General features: G+C 58.3%; 19 protein-coding genes. 13 read left to right on the top strand and 6 right to left on the bottom strand.

The features are described from left to right. Positions 1 to 59: 59 nt before the first annotated feature. Positions 60 to 716 (bottom strand): 3-isopropylmalate dehydratase small subunit, encoded by a 657-nt coding sequence (gene leuD / locus AR456_RS08225; protein ID WP_021820917.1) that lies wholly within the window; start codon positions 714 to 716, stop codon positions 60 to 62. 3 nt (positions 717 to 719) lie between these two features. Then, positions 720 to 2,165, bottom strand: a complete 1,446-nt coding sequence (leuC, locus tag AR456_RS08220; protein WP_021820916.1) for a 3-isopropylmalate dehydratase large subunit — start codon at positions 2,163 to 2,165, stop codon at positions 720 to 722. Between the two features lie 314 nt (positions 2,166 to 2,479). Here leuC and AR456_RS08215 point away from each other — a divergent pair, with 314 nt between their 5' ends. Beyond that, positions 2,480 to 3,397 (top strand): LysR family transcriptional regulator, encoded by a 918-nt coding sequence (locus tag AR456_RS08215; RefSeq protein ID WP_021820915.1) that lies wholly within the window; start codon positions 2,480 to 2,482, stop codon positions 3,395 to 3,397. A gap of 58 nt (positions 3,398 to 3,455) precedes the next feature. Beyond that, complete coding sequence (locus AR456_RS08210; protein ID WP_021820914.1) at positions 3,456 to 4,793, top strand: hypothetical protein; 1,338 nt, start codon at positions 3,456 to 3,458, stop codon at positions 4,791 to 4,793. Positions 4,794 to 4,937: 144 nt separating this feature from the next. Here AR456_RS08210 and AR456_RS08205 read toward each other — a convergent pair whose 3' ends face one another. Further along, entirely contained in the window at positions 4,938 to 5,474 is a 537-nt protein-coding gene (locus tag AR456_RS08205; protein WP_021820913.1) for a zinc ribbon-containing protein, read from the bottom strand. A 277-nt stretch (positions 5,475 to 5,751) separates the two neighbouring features. On the opposite strand from AR456_RS08205, the gene leuS reads away from it, so the two are divergent. The 10 genes from leuS to AR456_RS08155 all read left to right on the top strand — a co-directional run bounded on the left by leuS (position 5,752) and on the right by AR456_RS08155 (position 19,946). Beyond that, positions 5,752 to 8,319: a leucine--tRNA ligase gene (gene leuS / locus AR456_RS08200; RefSeq protein ID WP_021820912.1), complete on the top strand. Its 2,568-nt coding sequence runs from the start codon at positions 5,752 to 5,754 to the stop codon at positions 8,317 to 8,319. Between the two features lie 239 nt (positions 8,320 to 8,558). Then, a complete protein-coding gene (locus AR456_RS08195; RefSeq protein WP_021820911.1) occupies positions 8,559 to 9,143 on the top strand; it encodes an LPS-assembly lipoprotein LptE in 585 nt (194 codons plus the stop codon). Next, positions 9,140 to 10,201, top strand: a complete 1,062-nt coding sequence (gene holA, locus AR456_RS08190) for a DNA polymerase III subunit delta (RefSeq protein WP_021820910.1) — start codon at positions 9,140 to 9,142, stop codon at positions 10,199 to 10,201. The genes AR456_RS08195 and holA overlap by 4 nt, the downstream gene beginning before the upstream one ends. A gap of 302 nt (positions 10,202 to 10,503) precedes the next feature. Continuing rightward, positions 10,504 to 11,658, top strand: a complete 1,155-nt coding sequence (locus tag AR456_RS08185) for an alcohol dehydrogenase catalytic domain-containing protein (RefSeq protein ID WP_021820909.1) — start codon at positions 10,504 to 10,506, stop codon at positions 11,656 to 11,658. Between the two features lie 67 nt (positions 11,659 to 11,725). Next, complete coding sequence (locus tag AR456_RS08180; protein WP_021820908.1) at positions 11,726 to 12,751, top strand: proline racemase family protein; 1,026 nt, start codon at positions 11,726 to 11,728, stop codon at positions 12,749 to 12,751. Between the two features lie 272 nt (positions 12,752 to 13,023). Beyond that, the gene (locus AR456_RS08175; protein ID WP_021820907.1) at positions 13,024 to 14,193 is read left to right on the top strand and encodes an isovaleryl-CoA dehydrogenase; all 1,170 of its coding nucleotides are present in this window, start codon (positions 13,024 to 13,026) and stop codon (positions 14,191 to 14,193) included. Between the two features lie 116 nt (positions 14,194 to 14,309). Then, positions 14,310 to 15,917, top strand: a complete 1,608-nt coding sequence (locus tag AR456_RS08170) for a carboxyl transferase domain-containing protein (RefSeq protein WP_021820906.1) — start codon at positions 14,310 to 14,312, stop codon at positions 15,915 to 15,917. Positions 15,918 to 16,065: 148 nt separating this feature from the next. Beyond that, on the top strand, positions 16,066 to 16,926 hold the full coding sequence (locus AR456_RS08165) for an enoyl-CoA hydratase/isomerase family protein (protein ID WP_021820905.1): 861 nt from the start codon (positions 16,066 to 16,068) through the stop codon (positions 16,924 to 16,926). 11 nt (positions 16,927 to 16,937) lie between these two features. After that, the gene (locus tag AR456_RS08160) at positions 16,938 to 19,019 is read left to right on the top strand and encodes an acetyl/propionyl/methylcrotonyl-CoA carboxylase subunit alpha (RefSeq protein ID WP_021820904.1); all 2,082 of its coding nucleotides are present in this window, start codon (positions 16,938 to 16,940) and stop codon (positions 19,017 to 19,019) included. Positions 19,020 to 19,034: 15 nt separating this feature from the next. Further along, positions 19,035 to 19,946 carry a hydroxymethylglutaryl-CoA lyase gene (locus AR456_RS08155; RefSeq protein WP_021820903.1) on the top strand — a complete coding sequence of 304 codons (912 nt, stop codon included), beginning with the start codon at positions 19,035 to 19,037 and terminating at the stop codon, positions 19,944 to 19,946. Positions 19,947 to 20,349: 403 nt separating this feature from the next. On the opposite strand, the gene AR456_RS08150 is transcribed toward AR456_RS08155, so the two are convergent. The 3 genes from AR456_RS08150 to AR456_RS08140 all read right to left on the bottom strand — a co-directional run bounded on the left by AR456_RS08150 (position 20,350) and on the right by AR456_RS08140 (position 23,724). Then, positions 20,350 to 20,964 (bottom strand): hypothetical protein, encoded by a 615-nt coding sequence (locus AR456_RS08150; RefSeq protein WP_021820902.1) that lies wholly within the window; start codon positions 20,962 to 20,964, stop codon positions 20,350 to 20,352. Positions 20,965 to 21,903: 939 nt separating this feature from the next. After that, positions 21,904 to 22,059 carry an AlbA family DNA-binding domain-containing protein gene (locus AR456_RS21785; protein WP_081694735.1) on the bottom strand — a complete coding sequence of 52 codons (156 nt, stop codon included), beginning with the start codon at positions 22,057 to 22,059 and terminating at the stop codon, positions 21,904 to 21,906. 801 nt (positions 22,060 to 22,860) lie between these two features. Then, the gene (locus tag AR456_RS08140; protein ID WP_021820899.1) at positions 22,861 to 23,724 is read right to left on the bottom strand and encodes a TIR domain-containing protein; all 864 of its coding nucleotides are present in this window, start codon (positions 23,722 to 23,724) and stop codon (positions 22,861 to 22,863) included. 126 nt (positions 23,725 to 23,850) lie between these two features. Between AR456_RS08140 and AR456_RS21780 the strand changes: the two genes are divergently transcribed. Then, positions 23,851 to 24,096 (top strand): phage integrase N-terminal SAM-like domain-containing protein, encoded by a 246-nt coding sequence (locus tag AR456_RS21780; protein ID WP_417935335.1) that lies wholly within the window; start codon positions 23,851 to 23,853, stop codon positions 24,094 to 24,096. Positions 24,097 to 24,154: the final 58 nt, after the last annotated feature.

The raw sequence follows: 24,154 nt of genomic DNA, 5'->3' as shown, positions 1-24,154 counted from the left end.
CTGAAGCTCGGTACCGGTTGAAGCTCGGTACCGATTGAATCTCTATACCGACAACATCATCAGGCCGAAGTCGAGTCACCGCGAAACAACCAGGGGCGCGCGACGCGATGGCGAGCCTCGAAGTCGCGAATTGCTGGCTCATCCTGCAGCGTGATGCCGATATCATCGAGGCCTTCTAGCAGGCAATGCTTGCGGAAAGCATCAACCTCGAACTCGAGAACTTCCCCGCCCGGCGTAGTGACCCGCTGATTCTCGAGATCCACATCGAGGCAGTAGCCTTCTGCGGCCTCGACTTCGCAGAACAGACGATCCACCTGCTCCTCGGCGAGAGTGATCAGCAGAATGCCGTTCTTGAAGGCATTGTTGTAGAAGATATCGGCAAAGCTCGGCGCGATAACCACACGAAAGCCGAAGTCTTCCAGCGCCCAGGGGGCGTGCTCCCGCGAACTGCCGCAACCAAAGTTGCGCCGTGCCAGCAACACCCGGGCACCCTGGTAGCGCGGCTGGTTGAGTACGAAGTCCTTGTTCAGCGGCCGATTGGTGACATCCTGACCGGGCTGACCTTCATCAAGGTAACGCAGTTCATCGAAAAGATTGACGCCGAAACCGGTACGCTTGATCGACTTGAGAAACTGCTTGGGAATGATCAGGTCGGTATCGACATTGGCGCGATCCAACGGTGCGACCAGTCCCTGAATACGTTCGAACTTGTCCATGGCTCAGGCCTCCCCTGTTGCGCTGCTGGCGTCAAAGCTGCGGACATCGACAAAATGACCGGCAATCGCTGCCGCGGCGGCCATCGCCGGGCTGACCAGGTGCGTACGGCCACCATAGCCCTGACGCCCTTCGAAGTTGCGGTTGGAGGTCGAGGCGCAATGCTCCCCGGCGCCCAGCTTGTCGGCATTCATCGCCAGGCACATGGAGCAGCCCGGCTCACGCCATTCGAAACCCGCCTCGATGAAGATCCTGTCGAGCCCTTCCTGCTCGGCCTGACGCTTCACCAGACCGGAGCCCGGCACCACCATCGCCAGTTGGATGGTGTTGGCAACCTTGCGACCCTGAGCCACCTTCGCCGCCTCGCGCAGGTCTTCAATCCGCGAGTTGGTACAGGAGCCGATGAACACCTTGTCGAGGCGAATATCGGTAATCTTCTGACGCGGCGACAAGCCCATGTATTCCAGCGCACGGCTGATGCTGCCACGCACGGTATCGTCATCGGCCCCCGCAGGGTCCGGCACTTCGCCACCAATTCCGGTCACCATTTCCGGGCTGGTGCCCCAGCTGACCTGTGGCTCGATATCCGCCGCATCAAGGTGTACCACCTTGTCGAAGGCCGCGTCGTCGTCGGATACAAGACTACGCCAGTCGGCAACTGCCGCTTCCCAATCGCCCGCCTGAGGCGCAAAGGGCCGCCCCTTGAGATAATCGATGGTGGTGTCATCCACGGCGATCAGACCAACGCGTGCGCCGGCCTCGATGGCCATGTTGCACACCGTCATGCGGCCTTCCATGCTCAGGCTCTGGATGGCGCTGCCGGCAAATTCGATGGCGTAGCCGGTACCACCAGCGGTGCCGATTCGGCCAATCACTGCCAACACCACGTCCTTGGCGGTGACGCCGGTGCCGAGCTGGCCTTCGACACGCACCTGCATGTTCTTCATCTTCTGGGCCAACAGGCACTGGGTCGCCAGCACGTGCTCGACTTCAGAAGTACCGATGCCATGCGCAAGCGCAGCGAAGGCGCCGTGGGTAGCGGTATGCGAATCACCGCACACCACCGTCATGCCGGGCAGTGTTGCGCCCTGCTCGGGGCCGACCACGTGCACGATGCCCTGACGTGGATCATTGATCCGGAATTCCTCGATGCCAAAGGCATCGCAGTTATCGTCAAGAGTCTGCACCTGAATCAACGACACCGGGTCCTTGATACCGCTGTTGCCTTCGGCACGCTCCTTGAGCGTGGTCGGCACGTTGTGATCAGGAGTTGCAAGGTTGGCATCGAGACGCCAGGGCTTGCGGCTGGCGAGACGCAGCCCCTCGAATGCCTGAGGTGAAGTGACTTCGTGCAGCAACTGACGGTCGATATAGATCAGCGCCGTGCCATCATCACGTTCCTTGACGAGATGCTGCTGCCACAACTTGTCGTAAAGTGTCTGGCCTGCCATGGGTTCTCCTCGGAGGCTTGGTCGTACGCCTCTCTGTTGCTGTCATCGGTCCGGTAGAAAGTTCAGCGCCTGTGCGTAGCGCCTGTACTGGATACTCGGTTTATGGGACAAGTCTCACGCCCTTCCCAAATAAAAGCAATTCATGTTATTTATGAAATCGATTCCTGAAAGGAATAGTAACCAGCAAAAGTGTACTCAATAGCTCCAGGCCCGCCACTGCGGGGGTGACTTACGACTTACGACTTACGACTTACGGCTTACAACTTACAGCTCTCAGCTCTTAACTCTTAACCTGGTAGCTCTGGACCTTACTCATGGACACCCAAAGCCTACAGGCCTTTCTGGCGGTGGCCGATTGCGGCAGTTTCTCGCGAGCGGCTGAACAACTGCACCTTACGCAGCCTGCCGTCAGCAAGCGCATCGCCGTTCTCGAGAGCCAGACCCGTGCCCGACTCTTTGATCGCATCGGTCGTCGGGTAAGCCTCACCGAGGCCGGTCGCGTGCTGCTGCCGCGGGCACGGCAGATTCTGGTGATGGTCGATGACAGTCGCCGGGCACTGGGCAACCTCGACGGTGCCATCGGCGGTGAGCTGATTCTCGCCACCAGCCATCATATTGGCCTGCACCGCCTGCCACCGATTCTCGGTGACTATGTCCATCATCACCCCGAAGTGCGCCTCGACCTACGCTTCCTCGATTCCGAGCAGGCCTATCAGGGTGTCCTCGATGGCCATATCGAGGTGGCGCTGGTGACACTGACCACTGACCCCGACCCGCAGCTGCGTGTGGTGCCGGTATGGGTCGATCAGATGCTGCTGGTAGCCAGCCCCGAACACCCGCTGGCCCAGCAGCAGCACTCTTCGCCACAAGCTCTCAGTGAGCACGATGCCTTGATGCCCGGCCCACTGACCTTTACTCACCAACTGATTGAGCAGCGTCTTGCCGAACACCACTTGAATCTGCGTGTTACCCAGTCGACGAACTACCTGGAAACCCTCAAGATGATGGTTATCGCCGGACTCGGCTGGAGTCTGCTGCCGGAGCGGCTGGTCAGCGCCGACATCGAGGCCGGCAAGCTGGCCGCGCTCGATGTCGGCGGCATCTCCATTCAGCGACCGCTAGGGTACCTGGTGCATCGCGACCGTACTCTATCGAATGCTGCCAAAGCCATGCTCACCCGACTCGACGACGAACGTGAGGCCGCTGCTATCGAGTGGTCGTTATCGCGTTAAGTCCTGGTGCGCCTATTATCGCTAAGTATCCGCCAGCCAGGGAGAAGGCACAGAATTCATGACCACCACGCCCAAGCCTCAGCCGCCCTTACGCCATCGCCTTGCCGGGATATTCACGCTGGCCGGATTGATCATCCAGATTCTATCCTTCGCGATGCCTTCAGTGCCCACTCCGATTGTCAGCGTACTGCTGTGGTCTTCTGTTGCGCTGATGTGGCGTGACATTCCTCGCCGAAACCAACTTCAGGCCGGTAGCCTGGCAGCGTTCGGGATACTCATGCTGGTGGTGGCTCGCTGGGTGTACGGCGCATCGATCGATATCCTGCACGTACTCGACGGCAATGTTTTCGTAGCCGCCATGCTGGTAGGCGTCAGCTTCATCGCCCTGATCGGCCGCCCTACGGAGCAGGTCACGCCGACAACTCGCCCGATCACAGGCCGTCGTGGTATCGCCGGTACCTGGCTGGGTGTCCACCTGCTTGGTGCCATTCTCAACCTGTCGACGGTATTCATGATCGGCGATCGCCTCGAGCGCCGCGGACCACTGAGCGACCCACAATTGCTTGGCCTCAATCGTGGCCTGTCCAGCGCGGCACTATGGTCACCGTTCTTTGCCTCGATGGGTGTGGTGATTACTCTGGCGCCGGGACTCGACTATACCGACCTGGTGTCTCTAGGCCTGCCGCTGGCACTGTTCAGCGGCCTGTTCACAGTAGTGGAGCTGTCACGGCGCTTCGACGTACAGCAGGTGCCCGGTTTCTCGCTGGCTCCGCGCAGCCTGCTGATGCCTGTTTCCATGGCCGCGATGGTCATGCTGTTTCACTATGTGCTGACTCCGGGTTTGACCATCGTCAGTATCATCACGCTGTTGATGCCGAGCATCGCCCTGTTGGCGAACCTGACACGCGGTGGAGTGGAGCTGGCACGAACGCGGATCACCCGGCACGTTCACTACCGCCTACCGGCCATGCGTGGCGAGATCACGTTATTTCTGTGCGCCGGGCTGTTGACCAAAGGGCTGTCTGATCTGGTCGACGCCGCAACCCAGGGTGACTGGACCCTATTTCCTGATTTCGGCACCGTGCCGGCCATGGCCAGTTATGTGGCGATCGTGATCAGCGCCATCGCCGGCCTTCATCCAATCATCGGCGTGTCGATCCTTGCTTCCATGCTGCAGTTGGATGGTACACACCAGACCCTGTTCGGCTTTGTCGCCCTGTCCTCATGGGCAGTGGGTACCAGTGTCGGCCCACTCTCCGGCATCAATCTGTCCTTGCAAGGACGTTACGGCGTGAGTGGCTACCGCATGATGCGCTACAACCTGCTCTATGCGCTGATCATGTCGGGTCTGGTGCTGGCCGGTATCGCCTGGCTCGCTCGTGGCCTCGATGTATAACCCGAGCCCGCGGAGATACAGAGACCCGGGAGAGACAGAGATACAGAGACCGGAGAGACAGGGACCGGAGAGGCCGAGTTGGTGTCCGATGCTGCGCTGAACAACGCCTGCGCCCGACACCAACTCGTGGCCATTCACCACTTGTCAGGCGCGAGTGAAGTAACGGTGCCCACACTGATGGCAAGGCTCGATGCGTTGCACGCCCTCGAGAACCACCACTGAGTCGCAATGCACACAGGCCATGCGCCCGGGGGCGGCGATCTCGCCAGCGGTATAGTCCGCACGCGAGGCTTCCAGGGCATCCTCGAGCTGCTCGCGCTCAACCACGCTACGATCCGCTATCGACAGCAGTGACTCAGTGACCTTGCGCGACAGTACGTCGAGGTCGATACCCAGCCAGGTGGCGACGCTACCGCTGCCCGCAGCCAGGTAGCGCCGCATATCCTTGAGGTCACGTTCCACCCAGGCTCTGAGCAACGCCAGTTCATCGCGGGTGTACTCGGCCAACTCCGCCTCGAACTGGACGGCATCATCCAGATCGCGCTGCAGGTTTTCCCAGGTCAGCTCATCCGCACCCTCACGCAGCCGTGCCAGCATCCGCTCATAGCCTTCGCGCAGATGATGGTCCCGGTTGCCGCTTGCCTGGTGCCCTTGATCCTTGTGTTCCTGATCACTGTTCATGGCGAATTCTCCCTGAGTGGATTCTGCGCTGGTTCAACAGACGACTTCTTCACCCTGTTGCTTCACTCTACTTGACTGTAGAATTGCCCGTTAACTGTAGAATTGCTCGACATAAATTCTACCTCACGCTTTGGCGTAAGATGACCAGCATCTCTACCGCTCCAGCAGGGCTTGCCGTGTTGTCACATGTCGACAACGCCCCTGGCTGGACGTTCAGCCACTACCCGCGTGCCTCTGCTTCAACGCACGCCTGACTTCAAGGTACCTGAAGACCGCGATGGACGCTCAATACAAGCCACACGACATTGAACACAACGCCCAGACATTCTGGACCGAGAACCAGTGCTTCAAGGCAATTGAGGACGCCAATCGCGAAAAGTTCTATTGCCTATCGATGTTTCCGTATCCCAGCGGCAAGCTGCATATGGGGCATGTTCGCAACTACACCATCGGCGATGTCGTCACGCGTTTCCAGCGCATGCAGGGCCGCAATGTACTGCAGCCGATGGGCTGGGATGCCTTTGGCATGCCGGCGGAGAACGCCGCGATCAAGAATCAGGTACCACCGGGCAAGTGGACCTACGAGAACATTGATTACATGCGCAACCAGTTGAAGGCGCTTGGTTTCGCCTACGACTGGGATCGCGAATTTGCGACCTGCGATGTCGACTATTACCGCTGGGAGCAGTGGTTCTTCGCCCGCCTCGTCGACAAGGGGCTGGTGTACAAGAAGATGTCCACGGTCAACTGGGACCCTGTCGATCAGACGGTACTCGCCAACGAGCAGGTCATCGACGGTTGTGGCTGGCGATCCGGCGCTCCCGTCGAGCGCAAGGAAATCCCGTTGTGGTTCCTCAAGATCACCGATTACGCCGATGAGCTGCTGGCCGATCTCGACAATGTCGAGTGGCCCGAGCAGGTCAAGACCATGCAGCGCAACTGGATCGGCAAGTCACGCGGTGTCGAACTGTCGTTCGAGGTTGAGGGTGATGAGCCGCTCGAGGTCTACACCACCCGGCCCGATACCCTGATGGGTGTGACCTATGTCGCCGTGGCCGCAGGCCATCCGCTGGCCCGCAAGGCCGCCCAGGGTAACCCGGAGCTGGCCGGTTTCGTCGAGGAATGCGCTCAGGGCGGCACCTCCGAAGCCGCACTGGCCACCATGGAAAAGCGCGGCATGGATACCGGCTTCGAGGCGGTGCATCCGCTGACAGGTCGCCGTGTACCCGTCTATGTTGCCAACTTCGTGCTGATGGAATACGGCACCGGTGCCGTCATGGCCGTGCCGGGTCACGACCAGCGTGACTGGGAATTCGCCACCCGCTACAACCTGCCGATCGAGCCAGTCATCGCCGATGCCGAAGGCAACAGCCCCGATCTGAGTGAAGCGGCCTGGGTCGAACACGGCAAGTTGATCAATTCCGGCGAATTCGACGGTCTCGAATTCCAGGCGGCTTTCGATGCCATCGCCGCGCGCCTCGAGCAGCAGGGTTGCGGCACCGTCAAGACCAACTACCGTCTGCGTGACTGGGGTGTCGCTCGCCAGCGCTACTGGGGTGCGCCGATTCCGGTCAAATACGGCCCCGAAGGCCAGACCGTACCGCTCACCGACGACGAGCTGCCGGTGGCTCTGCCGCTGGAAGTCACTGTCGATGCCTCCGGGTCACCGCTCAAGAAGATGCCGGAGTTCTCCGACCTGGGCGACGGCTGGACCCGTGAGACCGATACCTTCGACACCTTCATGGAGTCCTCCTGGTATTACGCACGTTTCTGCTGTGCCGATAATGACCAGGCGATGCTGGATGACCGCGCCAATTACTGGCTGCCGGTGGATCTGTATATCGGCGGCATCGAACACGCCATTCTTCACCTGCTGTACGCGCGCTTCTTCCACAAGCTGATGCGTGATTTCGGCCTGGTCGAGTCTGACGAGCCGTTCAAACGTCTGCTGACGCAAGGCATGGTTATCGCTGAAACCTTCTATCGTCCGCTGGATAACGGCGGCCGCGAGTGGTTCAACCCGGCCGATGTCGAGGTCGAACGCGATGACAAGGGTCGTCCGCTGCGCGCCATACTGAGCAGTGATGGCAAACCGGTGGAAATGGGCGGCATCGAAAAGATGTCCAAGTCCAAGAACAACGGTGTCGATCCGCAATCGATGATCGACCGCTTCGGCGCCGACACCGTGCGCCTGTTCATGATGTTCGCCGCTCCGCCCGAGCAATCTCTCGAATGGTCCGACTCGGGTGTCGAGGGTGCCAACCGCTTCCTCAAGCGCCTGTGGCGCCTGGTCGCCGAGCATGTTGAGGCTGGCCAGCCGGGTGAACTGGACGCTGCGAACCTGGACGATGCTCAGCGCGAGCTACGCCGCAAGACCCACGAGACCATCGCCAAGGCCGGTGACGACATCGGTCGCCGCACCACCTTCAACACTGCCATCGCCGCAGTGATGGAGCTGAGCAACGCCATTGGTCGCTTTACCGACACCAGCCCTCAGGGACTGGCGGTTACCCGCGAAGCGGTGGAAGCCTGTGTGCTGCTGCTGGCACCGATTACCCCACATGCCTGTCATGCTCTGTGGCGTGAGCTCGGCCATGCCGAGGCGGTTATCGATGCCGACTGGCCGCAGGTCGATGAATCGGCCCTGACACGTGACAGCGTCGAAATCGTGGTTCAGGTCAATGGCAAGCTGCGCGCACGTATCGAAGTGCCCGCCGATGCTGCCAAGGACGCCATCGAAGCCCAGGCCATGGGTGAAGAGAACGTCCAGCGCCACATCGACGGCAAGACAGTTCGCAAGGTTATTGTCGTACCGGGCAAGCTGGTCAACGTGGTGGCCAACTGAGCAAGCTACCAACCGATAGTCGCCGTCGGAATAGCCAGCTCAACTGCCCCGGTCGGGTGCTTATCGCGCTCGATCAGGGCACTATGGCTTGTTTCGCACTGACCGGGGGTTAGCCTCGTACGGCGTACTGACTGGGGCTAGTCTCGTAATGACTGGGGCTGGTCTCGTACTGACGCTTTCGCCCGAACAACTGACGTTTCGCTCGGATAATAGATGCTTCGCCTGGATAAGGAGTTCCCATGCTGCAGCGCCGCCAATTCCTCGGCTTCACCCTTTCCGCGGGTCTCGCGCTGGCGTTGGCCGGCTGCGGCTTCCATCTTCGCGGCCTCGACGGTGACGTCCTGTCGCTCGACCAGCTTGCCATCGCTGGCCCGGGGGCGGAAAGTCCCTTTGCCGAGCAACTCATTGAACAACTCGAGGCTCATGGCACTCAAGTCACTGACAATGCCCCGTTGCGCCTGAACCTGAACCCCGAGGACAGTTTTATCCGCGCCGGCGGCATCCTGAACTCTGGTGGACAGGATGAAACAGTGGTACTGAATATCCCCTACTCGATCCAACGCACCGCAGACAGCGCCTATCTCGTCAGTCGCGAGACGCTTGAGACAACAGATACCTACACCCTCCAGGACGGTAACCTGTTGTCACGAGATGACCTGCGCGAAGAGGCACAGGATCGGGCCCGCCGTGAGGCCGTGCGCCAGATGATCGATCGTCTGCGTGCTCTGCCGCTGTCGGGGGATGCTGCCGCTGTTACGCCCACGGCTGCCGCCCCCGGTCAAGCTGAAGCCAGCACTCCGCTCGAGAGCCGCGCCACCGAATGAAGGTTTTCGCCGACAAACTGCCTGACGCTCTGGCCAAATCACTGCCCACCGTGGTGATTGTTGCCGGTGACGAGCCGCTACAGCACATGGAAGCCTGTGACCTGGTACGTCGCAAGGCACGGGAGGCTGGCGTCGAGGAGCGAGACGTTCTCGATGTTGAAGCCAACTTCGCCTGGGGTCGGCTGACCGAGTCGGCCGCGAGCATGTCGTTGTTTGCCTCACGCAAGTTGATCGAACTCCGGCTCGGCAAGTCCAAACCCGGCCAGGAAGGCGGCAAGGCGCTCAAGGAGTACGCGGAGAATACCGCAGCAGGCAGTGACAATATGCTGCTGGTCAGTTGCGGTCGCCTCGATGCTCGCGAGCAGAAGAGCGCCTGGTTCAAGGCGCTCGACAAGGCTGGCCTGTTCGTCCCGGTATGGCCGGTCGATGCCTCGCGCCTCGGCTTCTGGTTACGCGACCGGGCTCAGGTTCATGGTCTCAATCTACCGCTCGACGCCGCACGCCTGCTCGGCGAGCGCACCGAGGGCAACCTGCTCGCCGCCGATCAGGAACTGCAGAAACTTGCGCTGATGCTGCCACCAGGCAGTCAGGTCGCACCTCGTCAGGTGGCGGGTGATGTCGAAAGCAGCGCGCGCTACGACGTCTTTACGCTGGTCGAAGCCTGCCTCAAGGGAGAGCGCGAACGCCTGATTCGCATTCTCGCGGGCCTCCAGGCCGAGGGCACCGAAGCCCCCATCGTACTGTGGGCGCTGACAAGGGAAATCCGCATTCTGTTGTCGCTGCATCAGCACCTCGATCAGGGCCAGAGCTTCGAGCACGCCTGCAAGGCCCAGAAACCGCCGATCTTCGACAAACGCCGCCCCTTGTACCAGGAGGCCATTCGCCGCCTTCCTCTGCGTCGCCTCCACAAGCTGTTGATGTTTGCCCAACGCCTCGACCTGTCCATCAAGGGTGCCAGCGACCTGCCGCTGCATCAGGGATTGCAGGACCTTGCCCTGACCCTGGCCGGTGGCCGCGGCCTACTGGCCGAGATGCCCTCTTCCTATCGAGTCGGTTGATTCCGAGCCCCGATCCAACCTGAGTTGCAGATAACGACACCCTCCGTTCGACGGTGGGTGTCGTTTCCATGCGCCCGATACGCGAAATGTAATGGCACAAAGCCTGCTTTGCCAGGCGATGCATTACCTCTTTCAATCCCTCTCCAGGCAATGCTAGTGTCAACTTGTATCCAGGTTACCATCAGGCTCTGTCTGCTGACGGCTCCCATCAGGGGCACAGCACAGACGGGGGCAGAATGCTGCCACCGAAGGCCTGTGGACACACGCCACTGACCCTACACGCCAAACGGAAAAGGACCTACATGACCCATATCCCCGCCAGCATGCATGCCATGCTGCTCACCGCCCATGGCGACGTGGACAAACTTGTCTATCACGACGACGTGCCGATCCCCCAGCCGGGACCAGGCGAAGTATTGGTACAGGTCACCGCTACCGCCAAGAACAACACCGACCGCAAGGCACGCGAGGGGCTCTACCCGACACGCGACAAGCTGGATGTGACGTCCTTCGCCATGGGCGGTGAACCGACGCTGACCTTTCCGAGGATTCAGGGCGCCGATATCGTCGGCCGCGTCGCTGCAGTGGGGGAAGGCGTCGACAGCGCTCGCATCGGTGAACGCGGCCTGCTGGACTTCAATATCTATGCCGACCAGCGTCCCGATATCAACCTGACACCGGACTACTATGGCCACGGTGCAGATGGTGGTTTTGCTGAGTATGTGGTGGTCCCGGCCGCTCAGTTCCATCATGTCGCCAATGCTGAGCTTGCCGATGCTGAGCTGGCTTCCATGGGCATGTGCTCCTACCAGACCGCCTACCACATGATGACCTCGGCGGGCATTCGCGCCGGCGAGCGCGTGCTGGTCACCGGTGCCAGCGGCGGCGTGGGCACCGCGCTGATTCAGCTCTGCCGCACCGTCGGCGCCATCCCTTACGCCCTGAGCCAGCCCGACAAGGCGGAAGCGCTGCTGAAACTCGGCGCCGAGGCGGTATTCGACCGCCATCATATCGATAAGCTGGAAGCGCTGGTGCGCAAGGCCACCGGCGATCGTCCCATCGATGCGGTCATGGACCTGGTGGGTGGCGAGATGACCGACCGCTTCATCGACACCATGATCTTCGACATGCAGGCCCGCGACAGCTATCCCCGCCTGTCGATTGCCGGCGCCAGCGGCGGCAACCTCAGCGAGATCATGTGGACGCGCATCTATCTGTACCAGGTGCAGATCTTCGGCGTCTCCCACGGCACCCGTGAAGAAGCCGCACAACTGGTGGAGTGGATTCGCAACGGCCAACTACACCCGGTGCTGCATGGCGCCTTCCGACTCTCCGATCTGCATCAGGCCGAGCGCTACTTCGTCGAACGCAGCAAGGGCTTTCTCGGCAAGATCGTCATCGTTCCCGATTCTCAGTGGCAGGAACATGGCGCGCCCTTCGCCATCACTCCCAACTGACCTCAGCTACCGGCCAACCCGAGAGCCTTCCCGTGCGGAGGCTCTCCCTACAAGGAAATGCAACGCCATGCCCAGCTTCTCGCTGATGGACACTCATGCTGGTGGTGATGTCAGCCGCATCGTCACGGGCGGTATCAAACCGCTACCCGGCAACACCGTACGTGCACAGATGGAATACCTGCGTGACGAAGCCGACGGCCTGCGCCGCCTGCTGCTGACCGAGCCCCATGGTATCCCCGAGATGTCAGTCGACCTGCTGGTGCCCCCCTGCGACCCCAGGGCTGCTGCTGGCTACATCATCATGGAAGTGATGGGCTACCCCATCTATTCCGGCTCCAACACGCTGTGCACCGCCACCGCGGTACTCGAGACAGGTATCGTGGAAAAACGTGAGGGCCGCCAGAGCTTCAACCTCGAAGCGCCTGCCGGACTGGTCCAGGTCGAGGCCGAGGTCCGCAACAACATCGTGCAATCGGTGACCTGCGAGGGTCTACCCAGCTATATCGACACCCACCGTGCCCTCATCGAAGTCCCCGGCCTCGGCGAAATCACCTACAGCGTGGCCTACAGCGGCGGCTTCTACGCCATGGTCGATGCCACCGAGCTTGGCTTCAAACTGGTACTGGAGGAGCAGGAACGGTTGGCCGCCTGCGCTCATGCCATCGTCACCGCCATTCAGCTCAAGCACAGCTATAGCCATTACCATCTCGGCGATGTCGGCCCACTGCCCTTCCTGCATTTCATGGGGCCTGTGGAAACCATCGGCCCAGGCCGCTACCGCTCACCGTCCGCCACCTACGTGCACCCCGGCGTGATCTGTCGCAGTACCACCGGCACCGGCACCTCTGCGCGGCTGGCATTGATGAACCTGCAGGGTGATCTCAAACCCGGCGACAGCCTGGAAACGGTATCGCTGCGCAATACCCGCTTCACCGGCACCATGCACAGCAGCAGCCAGCTGGGCCTGCATCGCGTCGTGGAGAACACCATCAGCGGCCGCAGCCATGTGCTCAACCAGACCAGCATCAATATCGACCAGGACGACCCGATGATCGATTGCAGCGACCTGCTCAAGGTGATCGGCAACGCCTGAAGGGAAGCAAGCCACCCTACCCAAGGCAGAACTCGACACCCACTCCAAAGCGGGGCTGACACAGCCCCGCCTTGCAGTACCCACTTGAAAGCCGTCCGCGTGCGGCTCCCTCACCAGCATCGTGCGTCTCTCCATCGACTTTGGTAGCAACACCACCAAGTTACACTTTACGTAAACGTAAACCTTGCATAGCCTGTAATCACTATCGTGTGGCAGCGCTATCGACATCTCATTCCATTGCCCGCACTTGCGCCAGAAACCGGGAGCTCATCATGCATAACCCTTACACCCCTCTGGATTTCGGTCTCGATGAGACCCTTGTCATGCTCCGCGACCAGGTCAACGCCTTTGCTCGTGACGAGATTGCACCGCGTGCCGCCGAGATCGATGCCAATAACGAATTCCCCAACGATCTATGGCAGAAGTTCGGTGACATGGGCCTGCTCGGCGTCACCGTGCCCGAGGAGGACGGGGGTAGCGGCATGGGCTATCTGGCCCACTGCATCGCCATGGAAGAAATCTCGCGTGCCAGTGCCTCTGTCGCCCTCTCCTACGGCGCGCATTCCAATCTGTGCGTCAACCAGATCAAGCTCAACGCCAGCCCCGAGCAAAAGGCCAAATACCTACCGAAGCTGATCAGTGGTGAACACGTCGGTGCCTTGGCGATGTCGGAGCCGGGTGCCGGTTCCGATGTGGTGTCGATGAAGCTACGCGCTCGCAAGGATGGCGACCGCTATATCCTCAACGGCAACAAGATGTGGATCACCAACGGTCCGGATGCCGATGTGCTGGTGGTCTATGCCAAGACCGATCCCGATGCCGGTTCGAAAGGCATCACCGCCTTTATTATCGAGAAGGGCTTCAAGGGCTTTTCGACCGCACAGAAGCTCGACAAGCTCGGCATGCGCGGCTCGAACACCTGCGAGCTGGTCTTCGAGGACTGCGAAGTCCCCGAGGAGAATGTCCTCGGTGAGGTCGGAAAAGGCGTACGAGTCCTGATGAGAGGACTCGATTTCGAGCGCACCGTGCTCGCCGCTGGCCCCATCGGCATCATGCAGGCTGCCATGGACGTGGTGGTGCCCTATATCCACGAGCGCAAGCAGTTCGATCAGGCGATTGGCGAATTCCAGCTGGTGCAGGGCAAGATCGCCGACATGTACACCACGCTCAATGCCTGCCGCGCCTATCTATACGCGGTGGCGGCTGCCTGTGACCGCGGCCGGGCGTCGCGCAAGGATGCCGCTGGGGTGATTCTCTACTGCGCCGAGAAGGCCACCCAGGTCGCCCTTGACGCCATTCAGTTGCTGGGCGGTAACGGCTACATCAATGAATACCCCACCGGGCGCCTGCTACGCGATGCCAAACTCTACGAGATCGGCGCCGGTACCAGCGAGATTCGCCGCATGCTGATCGGCCGGGAAATCTTCAACGAATCCAGATAACGGATATGAGCCTTCAGGGAGTCACAGGTCACAGAGTTTCTGTTGTTGCTTATCTCTGACCTCTTATCTCTGAGCTCTTATTTACCTCTTATTTATCTCTTATCTCGGAGAGATACATGGCAATTCTCGATACCAGAATCAACCCGCGCTCCGAGGACTTCCAGGCCCGCGAATCGGCGATGCGTGAGCAGGTCGAGCGCCTGTTCGAGCTGACCGCCAGCGTGCAGCAAGGCGGCGGCGACAAGGCCCGCGAGCGCCACGAGTCGCGGGGCAAACTGTTTGTTCGTGATCGCATCGATCACCTGCTCGACGAAGGTTCACCGTTCCTCGAGTTCTCGGCACTGGCCGCGCATGAGGTTTACGACAGCGATGTCCCCGCCGCCGGGGTGATTACCGGCATTGGCCGCGTCAGCGGCGTCGAGTGCGTGGTCGTCGCCAACGACGCCACGGTCAAGGGCGGCACCTACTTCCCGCTGACAGTGAAGAAACATCTGCGTGCCCAGGAGATTGCCCGCAAGCATCGTCTGCCATGTATCTACCTGGTCGATTCCGGCGGTGCCTTTCTGCCACGCCAGGACGAAGTCTTCCCGGACCGCGATCACTTCGGACGCATCTTCTACAACCAGGCGACCATGTCCGCCGAGGGCATTCCGCAGATCGCTGTGGTCATGGGTTCCTGCACCGCAGGCGGCGCCTATGTCCCGGCGATGGCCGACGAGTCGATCATCGTTCGCGAACAGGGCACGATCTTTCTCGGTGGCCCGCCGCTGGTCAAGGCCGCCACCGGGGAAAGCATCAGTGCCGAGGATCTCGGCGGCGCCGATGTGCATACCCGTATCAGCGGTGTGGCCGATCACTACGCCGACAACGATGCCCATGCGCTGATGCTGGCACGGCGTTGCGTGGCCCGCCTCAACTGGCAGAAACGCGGCAGCCTGGCGATGGTTGAGCCGCGGGCGCCGAAACATGCCCCCGAGGAGCTGTACGGCATTGTCGGCACCGACCTGCGCAAGCCCTTCGATGTACGTGAGGTCATCGCGCGTATCGTCGATGGCTCCGACTTCGACGAATTCAAGCGCTACTACGGCGATACACTGGTCACTGGCTTCGCGCATATCCATGGCCACCCGGTCGGCATCGTCGCCAACAATGGGGTGTTGTTCTCGGAAAGCGCGGTCAAGGGCGCGCATTTCATCGAACTCTGCGCCCAGCGCGGCATTCCACTGGTGTTTCTGCAGAACATCACCGGCTTCATGGTCGGCTCCAAGTACGAACACGAAGGCATCGCCAAGCACGGTGCCAAGCTGGTCACCGCGGTAGCCTGCGCCAAGGTGCCCAAGTTCACGGTACTGATCGGCGGTAGCTTCGGTGCCGGTAACTATGGCATGTGTGGCCGCGCCTACGATCCCAACCTGCTGTTCATGTGGCCCAACGCACGCATCTCGGTAATGGGCGGCGAACAGGCCGCAGGTGTGTTGGCCCAGGTCAAGCGTGAGCAGATCGAACGGAGCGGAGAGCAATGGTCCGCCGAGGACGAGGAAGCCTTCAAGCAACCCACCCGCGAGCAGTACGAACACCAGGGGCATCCCTACTACGCCAGCGCACGGCTGTGGGATGACGGCGTGATCGACCCGGCGCAGACCCGCGACGTACTTGGCCTGTCACTGGCCGCGGCGATGAATGCCGAGATTGAAGACACGCGCTTCGGCGTGTTCCGTATGTAAGCCCCTTGCTGCGCAAGGGGAGCTATAAGCCTGAAGCTGTAAGCGGGAAGTTCGCGGCACGCTTCGAAGGTCTGGCTGGGGTTCTTTCAGCTTGAAACTTACAGCTTGAAACTTACGGCTTACAGCTTTACCGATGAGGTCGCTGTATATGACAGACACAACAAGCTTTGCAAAGCTTCAGATCGACTCCCGCGGCGTTGCCTGGCTGACCCTGAACCGCCCCGAGATTCACAATGCCTTCGATGACGCGCTGATCGAGCAGATCAATCAGTACCTGGATGAGCTGCGCCAGCAGGCCGAGCGCAACCAGGTTCGCGTGCTGGTGCTGGGTTCCGAGGGCAAGAGCTTTTCCGCCGGTGCCGACCTCAACTGGATGAAGCGCATGGTCGACTACAGCCTCGATGACAACCTCGCCGACTCCCGCAAGCTGTCGGCGATGATGCATGGCCTCGACACCCTACCCTGCCCGACCATCGCCCGTGTCCAGGGCGCGGCCTTCGGTGGCGCGGTGGGCCTCGCCGCCTGCTGCGATATTGTGATTGCCGCCGAGCGCGCAAAATTCTGCCTGTCGGAAGTCCGCATCGGCCTGTCACCCGCAGTGATCAGCCCCTACGTCCAGCGCGCCATCGGCACTCGACAGATGCGCCGCTATGCGCTGAGCGCCGAGGTCATGGATGCCGATACCGCCCAGCAGTTGGGCCTGGCCCACCAGGTGGTCGCCAGTGATCAGCTCAATGCCGCTATCGACAATATGCTCGACACGCTGCTCGGCACCTCGCCCCAGGCCAGTCGCGCCACCAAGGCCTTGCTCGCAGAGGTGGCAAGTGCGCCGGACAGTGACGCCACCCGCGAGCATACCTGCCGCGTGATCAGTGAGCTGCGGGTCAGCGACGAAGGTCAGGAAGGTCTCGCCAGCTTCCTCGACAAGCGCCCACCAAGCTGGCAGGACGCTATTTCTCAAACGCCCGCCTCCGGGACACCGACCACCCCCTCGGAGCCACGCTCATGAGTGTGACTGACATGCCTATCAGAACGACTCCCTTCGATACCCTGCTGGTCGCCAACCGTGGTGAGATCGCCTGTCGCGTGATGCGCACCGCACGCCAGATGGGGCTGCGTACCGTGGCGGTCTATTCCGATGCCGATGCCGATGCTCGCCATGTCCGTGAGGCCGATGAGGCCATCCGCCTTGGCCCGGCCCCGGCCCGCGAGAGCTATCTGGATATCCAGCGGGTACTCGACGCCGCACGGCGCAGTGGCGCTGGAGCCATCCACCCCGGCTACGGCTTCCTGTCGGAAAATGGCGAGTTCGTCGATGCCTGCCAAAAGGCCGGTATCGTCTTCGTCGGCCCGCCTGCCTCGGCGATTGCCGCGATGGGCGACAAGTCGGCGGCCAAGGCACGCATGACCGATGCGGGGGTGCCGCTGGTCCCCGGCTATCATGGCCAAGATCAGGCGGATGACGTATTGCGCCGCGAAGCCGATAGCATCGGCTATCCGGTACTGCTCAAGGCCAGCGCTGGTGGCGGCGGCAAGGGTATGCGCGTGGTCGAGTCCGGCGATGAGTTCCAGGCCGCACTGGACGGCTGTCGCCGCGAATCCCGAGCCGCGTTCGGCGACGACCGCATGCTGATCGAGAAGTACCTGACCCAACCGCGCCATGTGGAAGTCCAGGTGTTCTGCGACAGCCACGGCAACGGCGTCTATCTGTTCGAGCGCGATTGCAGTGTCCAGCGGCGTCATCAGAAGGTGCTGGAGGAAGCGCCGGCGCCGGGTATGAGCGAAGAACTGCGTCGCGAGATGGGCGAAGCAGCGGTACGTGCCGCACGCGAGATCGGCTATGTCGGCGCCGGTACCGTGGAATTCCTGCTCGACGCTCCTCAGGATCAATCTGAAGCCCAGCAGCGCTTCTACTTCATGGAGATGAATACCCGCCTGCAGGTCGAGCATCCGGTAACCGAGATGATCACCGGCGAGGACCTGGTGGAGTGGCAGCTACGCGTGGCCATGGGCGAGCCGCTGCCGAAGGAGCAATCGGCACTGCGCATCGACGGCCACAGCTTCGAGGCACGGCTGTACGCCGAAGATGCCGACAACGACTTCCTGCCCGCCACCGGTCAACTGACACGCTTTGCGCTGGATATGCAGGGTGCGGCCCTGAGTTCCCACCAGGTGCGCCTCGACAGCGGCGTGGAAAGCGGTGATAGCGTGTCGATGCACTACGATCCGATGCTGGCCAAGCTGATCGTGCACGGCGCGGATCGCGACGCCGCCCTTGCCACGCTCAACCGTGCACTCGCCGCCCTCGACATCCAGGGCGTGGTCACCAATCGCGGCTTTCTGCAGCGCCTCGCCAGTCATCCCGCCTTCAAGGCAGCCGAGCTAGACACACGCTTTATCGAGCGCCATGCCGACACCTTGTTCGCCCAGCAGCAAACCAGCGCCGAGCAACTGGCCAGTGCCGCGCTGATTGCCCTGCACCAGTTGGCTGCCGAGCGCGAAAGCCAGTCTCCCTGGGATCGCCATGATGGCTTTCGCCTCAATGGTCCGCGCCAGATTCGTATTGCCCTGAGCGATCCTGGCGACGCCAGTGAACCCGACCCCGACAGCCTGACGATCGTCGAAGGACGCCATGCGGCCGATGCCGATGCCTGGCAGTTGAGTATCAAGGGGCGTCAGCGCGAGGCCATCCACTTCACCGCCAGCCTGACCGATCTGCCCGGCGATGCGCTGGCGGTCACCCTCGACGGCCATCGTCGTCGCCTGCAGGCACGTCGCGATGGCAATGTGATCGTCATGACCGCCGCTCAGGGAGAAACCCGCCTGCTGTGGCGGCGTATCGACGCCATCGATGCCGGCGCTCGTGAGTCGGAAGCCTCGCTGACCGCACCGATGCATGGCACCGTGGTGGCACTGCTGGTCGAACCCGGTCAGAGTGTCAGCAAGGGCGATGCACTGATGGTGATGGAAGCCATGAAGATGGAACACACGCTGAGCGCCCCTGCCGACGGCAGCGTCGACAGCTTCCATTTCAGCGCCGGAGACAATGTCGGCCAGGGCGATGTGCTGCTGAACTTCAGCGCCAACGACGCCAACGGATAGAGGAGAATCGCAGCGATGAGCTTCCCGAAACATGTGCGTCTCGTTGAAGTCGGCCCGCGCGATGGTCTACAGAACGAATCACAGCCGATTACCACCGCCACCAAGCTGGAGCTCATCGAGCGTCTAGCCGCAGCGGGACATCGCTACATCGAAGCGGCGAGCTTCGTCTCGCCGAAGTGGGTGCCGCAGATGGCGGATCACCGCGAGGTGGTTCAGGCACTGATGCAAGGGGGACAGGCTCGGCCCGGCGTGACCTACTCGGCGCTGACGCCAAACCTCAAGGGGCTGGAGGCCGCACTGGAGTGCGGCATTCAGGAAGTGGCGGTGTTCGGCGCGGCCTCGGAAAGCTTCTCGCAGAAGAACATCAACTGCAGCATTGCCGAATCGCTGGAGCGCTTCACGCCGGTGGTCGAAAGAGCCCTGGCCGAAGGCGTGCGCGTGCGCGGCTATGTGTCCTGCGTACTGGGCTGCCCCTATGAAGGCGATATCGATCCCGGCCAGGTGGCCAGCGTCAGCCGCGCGCTGTATGCCATGGGCTGCTACGAAGTCTCGCTGGGTGACACCATCGGCACCGGCACCCCGCTCAAGGCCAAACGCATGCTTGAGACCGTGGCCCGCGACATCCCCATCGACAAGCTCGCCGCCCACTTCCACGACACCTACGGCCAGGCACTCGCCAACCTCTACGCCGTGCTCGAGGAAGGCATCTCCGTGATCGACAGCTCCGTGGCCGGCCTGGGTGGCTGCCCATATGCCAAAGGTGCCGCCGGCAACGTCGCCAGCGAAGATGTCGTCTACCTGCTCAATGGCCTCGGCATCGACAGCGGCGTCGATCTCGACAAGCTCGCTGCCACCGGCGACTGGATCACCCAAACCATTGGACGGCCCAATCGCTCCAAGGCGGGAGTAGCACTAACCAGCCGCTGAACAGCGGCTGCCCGCTCTCTGCACAAAGGTTGAGCTCGACGGAGGCATACACGCCACCACTGTCCGCACTGCCGGTTTGGTGCACTTCGGGTTCCCGATCGCACCGGAAGCCGGGCAACCAAGGACGTCCTTTGCAGCGAGGTAGGCGAATGAGAGACCACGACCAGGATGTCAACGTCGCTGTCACGCTTTAGGCATTGTGCGAAAAGTCGGCGAGCGATGATCAGGCAAGGCGGAACCAATCGAAAAAGCGCAGTTTTCGCGGTGTAAATGAGCATTTTTAGATTGATCCGAACACCTCTTGAACAAACGTAGAAACTTTTCGTACAGGGCATGCTTTTGTTCTTCTGGAATCTCTGGCTCTACCATCTATCTCAGAATTTCTTTCGCCCTAACGTCGAATTCAGCGGCTTGTCTGCTGCAATGCCTTGTTAGAAGCGCTCATCGCATCCAACTCACTGGGATCACGCAAATACATTTTTACCAGTTGGCGTTTATTAAGCCCTCTGTTGCTAAGCCCTATATCCTCACGGATAGCTTTATACAATTCATCTACAGCAAATAGTACATTTCCACCAGACTCAGACACCTTCTGAAAGTTGAGCTGAGCGTTTATTACCTTCGGAGAGCCCCACAATACAATATTTGTTTTTAACTCTAGCATAAAATCAACGAGCTCCTGTGGAGATGGGGGTTCTAACGAGACATCCTCATTATTCTCAGCCGTCATTTTTGCAACCATGTCTAGGAAACCTTTATAAAGTTCCACTTTTCTTGCTCGGTGGGCTTCTTCGATTTCTCTTTTCTTGATTTGTGCCTGTGTATAGAGAGCACCGCCGACACCTACCAGGACAGTAGCCATTGATCCAACAACCGCTGCAGACACAGATGGGTTTGCGCTTTCCAAAAACGCCAGCAATCTAGCCAATATTATCCAGGAAAGGTAACCTGCACCAATGATCAGCCCTATACCAAATAGAGTAATTACGGCTTGTGATATCTTGGGAGATCTACTCATTCGTTTCCCTTATAACGCTGCCAGAAGAGGCGCGAGCTTGCGAGCGTCCGACAGCCGAAGGCTGTGTAGTGCTTCGCTTGGTTATGCATTTTGCAGAACCTGAGATATGGTCTGCGTCGAAATTGAGATTGCTGCTGAAACGGCCGCTATAGAGTTCCAGAATGACTACGCATGAAACGTTACGGACATATCCTAATCAACTAAATAAGCACCAGATAAGTTCGGAGTTCCTCCCTTTCTCTTGGCTTTCAATTTACGCCGCACAACCTCCTTCTCTGGGCTAATATTTATGACGTTTTCCCGCAGCCAACAAGCGGAAGAAACAAAGCAAGAAGCAATATCGATCCTTGACAGAACATTCATATACAAGCTCAGGCCCTAGGATATTAAAACATGTACAATGCATTTTCAGCAGCAACCTTTACGCAGCAGCGCGGAGAAAATGGCGCCCGATGGATCTGAGTTATCCCCAGAAAATAATTAAAACTATTTATTACAACACCAGTTTCTTAATTAGCCCGCCATAAGTGAAAGCACCATGCTAAATACAAAACCTACGACACTTGACATAAGGTAACTTTTCCATTTAGCCTGCCAGCTATTAGCTTCATCAATTTTTTCGTGTAAAGACTCAATTATTTTTGTTTGGCTCTCAATGGAGTGTGTAAGAGACTCCATGTGTTTCGGAGATGGGACCTCGGGAAGCCTCGACATGATCTGGCTCCAAGCCATTGGTTGCGTCATGCTTCCTGTTCGTACATATGCGCCGCCATCAGCGAGAACAACGTCTTGAGTTGATTTAACTTCAATGATTGCTACCTTGAATATGATCCGCACATCAAAAAAATTAAGATTCGTTTGGACTTGGGGTGTAATCTTTTGGATAGCCTTATCATAAATTCTCGTGAGCGAGATTTCTTCTACACCAACAACCTCATCTCAACTCTCTTTAAACCCAACCAATATCTTGCCGCCATCAGCATTTGCAAAGGCACAGATTAGCCGTGACAAGTCCAAGGGGTTTCGAACCGATTCTTTGATTTCCAGAGTCTGGCTTTCCCCAGTAGAAATTAAATCGAAAACATCCTCACACAAAACCCACTCCTTTGGTTTCTAAAACTTTATATCACCGACATACGAAGTGCAGAACAGACTGTCCGCGCGAAAGCAATCACCATATTAAAACCTGAACCTCCCTTATAAAACATGGTCTAACGACCACCTCTTTATCAATTTTTTGGTCAAAAAAATATCTTTCCCCTTGAACAGACTGTTTTTATAACAACCCTATCGCCAAGAGTAAACCAAGGTTGTCCAGCATAGTGGTCAAAGGCAATTTTTTTCCGCATCTAAAGATACCGACCAAGCTTGGCCATATTCTTCTTCTATATATTCATCAATATTAAACCCTCTACAAATAGCGACTTTTTCATCTAGAGCGCAAATATCATTTGGACAGAACTTTTCAGTTATTTCTATCTTTGAGTACCAAGCTATATTTTATTTACTTGTATAGAGAAAGTGTAATCCACAACAAGAAGAAGTTAAAAAGCGTTTCTCAGGCTATCAAACTCTTCAGCCACTTCAGCTACGGCTATCGTTTCTACATAACTTTGTTCGAGTATATTTAACTTACCCTTGCCGCCTTGCGCTTAGCACTTTCTCTCGCCATCGACTCTATAAGATTGACACCTTCTTTACGATATATAGAAAAAGAACCTTCATTCGACTTTTCCTCAATAGAGCAAATATCCATTTTTATCATTTCGATGATTAAATATTGGGTTTCTTCGGCGAACAATCAGGCTGTCCTTCTGACAAGCACATAACGCCCGCAAAAAATGGCGCGATCTTGCGAGCGTCCAGTGACCGTAGGGATCGAAATTAATGGCCTCGTTATACGCGAGCATCAGTTCTGAATCCATCCATATAGTAGATGCTGTTATGACTCCATTTATCAATCCCGTATACATTCACACTAGGCGCCACAATTATTGATATTGACTCCGCCCCGTGGAGCGGCGGAATAATCACTTCTCGATCCACGTAGTACACGCCATGATCCCTTATTTTTACTTCTTTTAGGTAACTGGCTGCCGCACCATCTTCCCAAGATTTTATCTCCGCTGGCGTAGCTGGTTTTGCGATAGAAAAAAAATGAAGCTTTATTGACTCTAAAAGAGACTGAGATTGCTCATTCGCGCGCTGTATATCATGATTCATACTCCATATTTGCGACTGCGTACTATGAAGCTGCATCCTGAGAGTTTCAGTTTCGCTAGTAGTTTCTGTCTTGGTTTTAACAGCCTCAATCCTTTTAACAGACTGCTTTATCTTTGCACAACACCCCGTTACCGCATCTGTTAAATCAAATTCTTGGTCATCGTAAAAACTGGCAGTAACCCCTGCAAGATCAGTGGGTAGACGAAAAGTTTTCTCGGCAGACTTGGGGACCAGAATAAAGCACTTCTCTAATCCCAACGCACCAATAAACATACCCAACTCTAGTACAACATTATCCCTTACCGAGCTATATTCCTTTTCTCTAATTATAGTTTTGTCGTCGGAATGAAAAACAAAAACAGCATAATCAGCTTCTTTTGTTTTTCCTATCAGAGTCGTGATGGTAATAGACGACAAATCAAAAGCATTTTCCCAAAACTTTACTCTCATTTCTTGCTCTAGCTTTATATGCACTGCCTCGGCAACTGATATGGCTTCTGATGATGAAGCAATAAATATTGTAGGCTTATCACTCATGACAACTCCCTTGTACTAATTAAAGCGTATAACAAGCATTAAATAGAAAAATAGTTTATCAATTTAAACGAACACCCGCGCTTCACAAGCTTATTCATTTCTTTATATTTTGCATAACCATCTAACATTAAAAAAAATAGTCACCCCTACAGTTTATCCAAAACTCGCATACTTGCGCGTTTTTCTCAAGCCATGCGGATGAAGCGCTACAGCCCTCGCACCGAGAAGACTTACTGCTACTGGATTCGCTTCTTCATACGGTTCACGGGATGCGCCATCCCGCCAGCATGGGGGAACCTGAGGCCCACGCTTTCCTGGTGCACCTGGCGATCCAGCGCCATATCGCGGCGACGACGTAAACCCAGGCATTGAGTGCCCTTGTCTTCCTTTATCGCCATGTGCTGGAACAACCCTTGGGCAAGATTGGTAA

Source organism: Halomonas huangheensis (assembly GCF_001431725.1).
Classification (GTDB): Bacteria; Pseudomonadota; Gammaproteobacteria; order Pseudomonadales; family Halomonadaceae; genus Halomonas; species Halomonas huangheensis.
The sequence above is the reverse complement of the archived record's forward strand: the minus strand, read 5'-3'. Positions and strand labels throughout refer to the sequence as shown.